The 354-nt window shown below is 65.5% G+C and carries 1 protein-coding gene; it reads right to left on the minus strand.

The genetic code is table 11. The annotated features are described in order from the left end of the window. Nucleotides 1-354, minus strand: a 354-nt coding sequence (locus RVY79_RS18100; RefSeq protein WP_411161745.1) for a hypothetical protein, incomplete at both ends; no start/stop codon positions are given.

Genomic DNA, 354 nt, shown 5'->3' on the forward strand with positions numbered 1-354 from the left:
TGAGCACCAGCGCCACCATCAGCAGTGGTAGCGGACCGCCCGCTTGCGCCACCGTGGCCGACACCGTGAGCCCCACCGTAAAGATCGCCACACCCAGCAGTAGCGCGCGCTGTCCGATGCGCTCGGCCAGCCGTGGCCCCGATAGCGACCCCGTGAAGAACGCAATGGCTGCCGGCGTGAAGACCATCCCCGCCGCCAATGCGGTCATCCCGTGGCCGAATTGCAGCAGCACGGTCAGCGCCAGGAAGTACGAACTGATGGCTGTGTAGATGAGAAAGATCGCCAGCACGCCCATCACGAAGCTGCGGTTGGCAAACAGTGCGATCTCGATGATGGGCACGCGGCCCGCTGCCG

The sequence above is a fragment of the Chromohalobacter sp. HP20-39 genome, assembly GCF_033052815.1.
Classification (GTDB): domain Bacteria; phylum Pseudomonadota; class Gammaproteobacteria; order Pseudomonadales; family Halomonadaceae; genus Chromohalobacter.